This window comes from Moorena sp. SIO3B2, assembly GCF_010692525.1.
Taxonomy (GTDB): domain Bacteria; phylum Cyanobacteriota; class Cyanobacteriia; order Cyanobacteriales; family Coleofasciculaceae; genus Moorena; species Moorena producens.
Map to the genome: position 1 here is coordinate 1 of NZ_JAAHHE010000355.1, position 5,970 is coordinate 5,970.

Consider the following 5,970-nt stretch of genomic DNA (forward strand, 5'->3'; position numbering starts at 1 on the left):
AGATGCGATCGCAGAAGCACGTCAAATCATTTTACATGAGTTGAATTTACTCAACTTCTTGTCTAAAGTAGTGGAAAAACTGGGGTAAGTCTAGATGAGCACAGGAATTTATACATTGGCTAATGATGTGGTTTACAACCAACTGGTAGCACTGCTCAATAGCATAGAGGTTAATGCTGGGAAAGAGACTCCAGTTTGTGTAATTGCCTACAATGATCAATTAGACAAGGTCCGTCAAGAAATTGCCACCCGAGATAATGTCACCTTGCTGGATAATCCAGAACTATTTGCCCGTTGGGAAGAGTTTTCCTACCGTGTTTGGAAAACTCACCCTGACGCTTTACAAGAATGGCAAGCACAAGGCATGAAGACGAAATTCTATCGGGTTGGTGAAAATCATCGTTACTGTGCCTTTGATCCACAGAGTCCATTTGAAAAATTTATCTATCTGGATGCTGACACTCTGCTGATGAATTCCTTAGATTTCGTCTTTAAGCAGTTAGATGAGAGTGATTTTGTGGTTTATGACTTTCAGTATAAAGACCCAGCACATATTTTTAACTTAGCCTCACCGAAGTTACTGGAACTATTCCATGAATCCCAGATTAATTCAGAAATTTTCTGTTCGGGATTTTATGGGGCTAAGCGGGGATTATTTCCTGAAAAGCAGCGAGAATGGTTAGTTTCTCAGTTAGCTAATGGGGAAGCAGAAGTTCTCTATAAGCGAGCGCCTAACCAATCTGTACTCAACTACATGAGGATGAGGTCTGGGTTATCTATCCATAATTTTTCTCTGAGTTTGCCTAAAGATCAAAGAACAGGCAATTCGGTAACATCTCCTCACTTTGAGGTTCGGGATAATCTACTTTATGATCATGGGAATCGGCTGACTTATCTTCATTACATTGGAATCAAGTCAAAAGTTTTCAATAAACTGTGTGCTGGGGATAATATTGACTTTCCCTACCGGGATATTTTCTTACATTACCGATATTATCATCAACCAGAGAAACGTCCTCAGTTTACCACTAAAGCTAAACCTTACAACCAGCCTCCTAGTTTAACCGCTCAAGTATTCAAGAAGTTAGGATTCACTCGTTGAGGCAGATTTTATGAATCGTGGAATTTACATCACTGCTAATGACCGGGTGATTGAGCAGTCTATTGCGTTACTAAATAGTATCCGCTGTTATGATAGCGATACCCCAATTGTTTTGATTCCCTATGATGACAATTATCAAAACGTCGTCCAAATTCTCCAAGAGTCCTATGGAGTAGAGATTTATCCAGATTTGGAGTTTATCGAACGCCTGTCTACTAAGCTACACGAAATTTTCGGGGAAGGATTTTTTGCTAGGCCGAATCAGTTCCGGAAACAGGCTTGCTGGTTTGGAACTTTTGATGAATTTATTTATATCGATACCGATATAGTTGTTTTTGAGAAGATAGCTGATAATCTTAACTACCTGGCTGACTATGATTTTATTTGCTGTGATTACCAGCATGTCGGGGGAATCACCAATGTTTTCACCCCTAAAGTTATTGAAGATAAGATTTTTAGTGAAGCGGAACTGAAGGATATCTTTAATGGGGGGTTTTGGGGAGCCAAGAAAAATAAGATTAGTGAAGAAACCTTATATGAAACCTTTGCTGAGTGTGCGGCTCATCCCGAGTACTTTGACTTTTCCCAGAAAACCTCCGATCAGCCGATTATCAACTATATGATATTGAAGCAGATGCACCACCGATTTAATATTGTGCGTAGACCAGGGGGAGCTCCAGGAAATTGGGCAGGTAGTAAACAATTTCAAACCCAAGGAGTACGACTTATTGATCCAAATTTGAATCAACCCCTAGAATATCTACACTGGGCTGGTATTCGTATTCAGCCTGGTTGTCCTTACTGGGATATCTGGAAACATTACCGCTATTTGAATGAACCTATGCCAGAGGATGAGTCTTTGCAGACTAAAACTCAGAAGAGCTTATGGGAACAAATTACCAACAAATTACACAAATCACTGAAAAAATAAAGCGGATTTAGTCCTAAAAGGGTGACAAAAAGGATTAATGGAATAGTGTCAGATGTCAGTTTGATGGTAAGTGACTCACAACTTCCTCTGTCAGGTCTGATGCCGGAGGAGCAGAAGATGTTGAGTCGGTGCTGATTAAACCGAAATCTGAAGATAAATAAAGTACTAAGGTGAAGGTTATAGCTAAGATAAGTTTTTCTAACATTTTACACTCCTCTAGTAGCAACGTCATCTAGTAGTAACGTCATTAAGTAGTTACCCCTATCTTCAGTATCCTGAATTTTTCTTCGATCGTAGGTGATCCTGTGGTAATAGGGGTTGTGACAATTGTCATAAGGTCAGGTGACGTAAATCATCGACAAATAGTTTCTTTTGTGCGAATAAAAATAGCTAGAGAGTTGGTTCACTCAGAGATGGGGTGATGGGGTGATAGGGTGATGGGGTGATGGGGTGAAGTTAATTCAAGTTAATTCAAGTATGGGGAAGAATTTGGGAGATCAATGATTTTGATATCGGTATAGTTGTGTCGAAATACTTTGTCCTAGTCATGGTTTCTCAAGTTTGTGAGAAATCTGGGGTTACTGGTTACCACTACACTGCTATAGTCAAAGCTACTCAATTGTTCGGTCAGCAACAGACCTAACCCTCCAGCTCCTACTAATCCGACCATGACAGTCTCCCGGATGCAGACTTCCCAGCGATAGAGGATATAAGCTAGGAAACGGGGCAAGTTAATCGGCAGTATTCCATAGAGAAATAGCAGGGTTCCTGGAGTTCCCTGGGCTTTTAAGGCTTCTAAAGGAGGCTTTTCCAGGTTTTCATTGGTTTCTGTCATTAATCTGCCTAGAATACCGAGGTTGTTTAATCCCAGTGCGATCGCACCGGGTAAAATTCCAGGAAACAGGACAAATAGCGCTACTATTGCCCAAATCGGTGCGGGAATGGCTCGGCAAAACAGTAGGACTATCCGAGTTAGCACCAGTATTGTCCAACCTTGTACCGACGCAATAGTTAATCCCTTGGGATTGGGATTGAGCAATCCACCGGGAAGCAGAAAATTATGGGCTGCTGGAAAAGACAGCACCATCCCAGCAATACCAGCACCAGCAATCCCTAGTATCGACATGGCAAGGGTTTGGATGGAGAGAGTCAATAACTGTGGGAATTGCAATCCATTAATTTGTGGTGGAAATGACCCTTGGGCAATATCTCCCAAAAGTTCCTGAGTACGGGGAGACCAAAGCTTGCTGAGTCCGGGACTGACATACCAAAAGCTCAAAAAGCAAAGGCAGACTAAAATCAAAAGCACCCTTAGATTAATCCGACGGCGCAATATAGCACTACTGATATCGACTGCGCCGTTTAATCAGACCAGAACATAGAAAAATGTCCACAGTTGCTCGTAACGCAGGGACTGTAAACTCAGAAACATCTGATCACCTAATCCTCCAGCACCAATAATCCCCAGTACTGTTGCTGAGCGAATGGCACAGTCAAAGCGATAGACACTGTAGGAAAGAAGATTGAAAAAGGCTTGGGGAATCAGACTGTAGAGAAGTGCAGTTAAGGGGGATACGCCACTATTGAGCAAGGCCATTAACGGTTCCCGTGGGGTTTCATCCAGAATTTCTGAAAAGACCTTGGCAACGATGGCACCATAGGGAATAGCGATCGCAATTATGGCCACTAGGGGATCTAACCCCCAGATATTGAGGAAAAATATCCCCCATATCATCTCATGAATCGCTCTAGGAAAGGCCAGCAGTCCCCGCATGGCTAGCCAAATACTGTGGTGCATGGGCCAGTGAGGAAAGACGGTCAACCACCACACTTGTGACGTTAAAATTCCTCCTACCATCCCCAGCAAGATACTCAGAAAGGTTCCGCAAGCGGCATAAGCGAGGGTGGTAAGAGTGGCATTCAGGGTCAGGCGCAAAAACTCAGGACTAATCTCTGGGTGCCAACTAGCCCGCAAAAATCGCCAGAGTAAGGGAAATCCACCGGGATTGAATAGGTCTTGTTGAAATATTCCAGCTTGGTAGGCGGAAAGAGCAATAGCAACAAAAAACAACAGTCCCCACAGCCGAAGTAGATCGAGTAAGGGTGGGCGAGATAACTGCTTCACCATTAAAACTAACGTCAATTTTGTTACCCCTACTCCCTACTCCCTATTGCCATTAACTGAGGATGAAAATCTCTGACCCAATTGAGAACTGCTATATTTTTTGATATGCTTAATTATCTCTGTTCTGTCACTCTCCGCAAACTTTTGTATTTTCGCGCATTCTATAACTTTTGTAGTTCAAACGATTGCCAGATTTTTTTCTAGCAACAAATACAGTATCCAAGTTTTTCTAATAGGATAGCTTGTATTGATTGACTGATAAGGCTTGTGTAGATTGGCTTCCCGGAGAGTGACAAAAGCCGGAGAGTGACAAAAGAGGGTTATAGCATTTTTCAATTAGGTGAGGTACAAAGTTTCGGTTTTTAGGGAATAGGGGACATGTAACAGCGAACATGGAAAAAATTTTGTGTACCTCATTATACTATAAAACAATAGAATAAATTAATAACTCAAAATAAAATAAATATAAATTTTTGATTTTATTTGAAGTTTACCGGTCAGATTGCTGGTAATATTGATTTTGGGCTTGCTAACAAGTCAACCATTGATATTGCTGAAGCATGATAGTAGTGCTCGCAAACCAGAAAGGGGGTGTTGGCAAAACAATGGTTACCATCTGACCCAAAAATTGGCTCTTGCACACTTTTGGCCAAACTTCCGCGCACCCCATAGCGGTTCCTGGGGGATATCTAAGAAATTTAACACTATTTTTAGATGATGCTCATTTCATCAGCAAATCCGGGAGAAGCAACATCCAGCGGAGCTCTTAGAGGTGGCTAATATTGCTAAGAAATGTAATGCTCTTGTTCGATCATGCTCATGTCATGAGACAATCGGGTAGAAGCAGCTGACCGTAGTGATTGATGATGTTCTATGATCATCAACAGGATAATTCCCACCTACTACTACAAGATCTATTACCAGATTTTTTTGTGTTAAGCTAATCACTGGCAATCTAAATTCACAACACCACAATGAAATAACAAAAAGCGTTCAAACCAAGTCCCAGAAAGCGGTTTCCCTGATTTGTAACTATCTGACCGAAAAAATTCCTAGCCATTACCAGCGATCGCTAAATTAACGGCAAGCTTCAATAGTCAGTTGAAGCAAAAGTATCGCTTGCTAGGTTATTGGATTGATAAATTTTTGGTCAACAGAGGAAATCCGAGATTAAGAAGAGTTTAAGGAGAAAAAAATTGACTGTTTCCCAAGACAAAACGCAACTGAACAACCATGGTTTAGGTTTAAATTCCGTAGATCCAGAGGTCTTTGCGATTATTGAGCGGGAAAACCAAAGGCAAAAAGACAATATTGAATTAATTTCGTCAGCTAACTTCGTTAGTCGCGCTGTATTAGAAGCCACTGGCTCGATTTTGACCAATAAGGTGGCTGAAGGATATCCAGGTCGTCGCTACTTTAGCGGCTGTGAGAACATTGACGAGTTGGAAAACTTAGCAATTTCCCGTGCTAAGGAATTATTTGGAGCCGCTCACGCCAATCTTGAACCCTACACAGGGTCTCAAGCTAATCATGCAGTTTATCTGACTGTCCTTAAACCGGGCGATCGCATCTTAGGGATGGATCTCGGTCATGGGGGGCATCTGAGCCATGGTGCGAAATTTACCATGACAGGTAAAATCTATGACTGTCATTTTTATAAAGTCGATCCACAGACAGAGCGTCTGGACTACGATCAGATTCTCGCCCAAGCTCAAGAGATTCGTCCCAAACTAATTATTGCTGGTGCGAGTTCCTATCCCCGCATCATTGATTTCCAACGCTTTCGGGAGATTGCTGATCAAGTCGGAGCCT

At 41.9% G+C, this 5,970-nt stretch carries 6 protein-coding genes; 3 read left to right on the forward strand and 3 right to left on the reverse strand.

All coding sequences use genetic code 11. The annotated features are described in order from the left end of the window. The first annotated feature begins 94 nt into the window (after nucleotides 1–94). Nucleotides 95–1,102, forward strand: coding sequence for an Npun_R2821/Npun_R2822 family protein (locus F6K38_RS33405; protein WP_008184341.1), 1,008 nt, complete (start codon nucleotides 95–97; stop codon nucleotides 1,100–1,102). A gap of 10 nt (nucleotides 1,103–1,112) precedes the next feature. Beyond that, nucleotides 1,113–2,033, forward strand: a complete 921-nt coding sequence (locus tag F6K38_RS33410; RefSeq protein WP_287359390.1) for an Npun_R2821/Npun_R2822 family protein — start codon at nucleotides 1,113–1,115, stop codon at nucleotides 2,031–2,033. Nucleotides 2,034–2,088: 55 nt separating this feature from the next. Here the strand turns inward: F6K38_RS33410 and F6K38_RS33415 are convergent, their stop codons facing one another. The 3 genes from F6K38_RS33415 to F6K38_RS33425 all read right to left on the reverse strand — a co-directional run bounded on the left by F6K38_RS33415 (nucleotide 2,089) and on the right by F6K38_RS33425 (nucleotide 4,176). Then, nucleotides 2,089–2,238: a QAALIT motif small membrane protein gene (locus F6K38_RS33415; RefSeq protein ID WP_287256278.1), complete on the reverse strand. Its 150-nt coding sequence runs from the start codon at nucleotides 2,236–2,238 to the stop codon at nucleotides 2,089–2,091. 336 nt (nucleotides 2,239–2,574) lie between these two features. Next, nucleotides 2,575–3,342 carry a PhnE/PtxC family ABC transporter permease gene (locus tag F6K38_RS33420; protein WP_287359393.1) on the reverse strand — a complete coding sequence of 256 codons (768 nt, stop codon included), beginning with the start codon at nucleotides 3,340–3,342 and terminating at the stop codon, nucleotides 2,575–2,577. A 57-nt stretch (nucleotides 3,343–3,399) separates the two neighbouring features. Beyond that, nucleotides 3,400–4,176 carry a PhnE/PtxC family ABC transporter permease gene (locus F6K38_RS33425; RefSeq protein ID WP_229414487.1) on the reverse strand — a complete coding sequence of 259 codons (777 nt, stop codon included), beginning with the start codon at nucleotides 4,174–4,176 and terminating at the stop codon, nucleotides 3,400–3,402. A 1,178-nt stretch (nucleotides 4,177–5,354) separates the two neighbouring features. On the opposite strand from F6K38_RS33425, the gene F6K38_RS33430 reads away from it, so the two are divergent. After that, a partial coding sequence (locus F6K38_RS33430; protein WP_502709626.1) for a PLP-dependent aminotransferase family protein occupies nucleotides 5,355–5,970 on the forward strand: 616 nt, incomplete at its 3' end.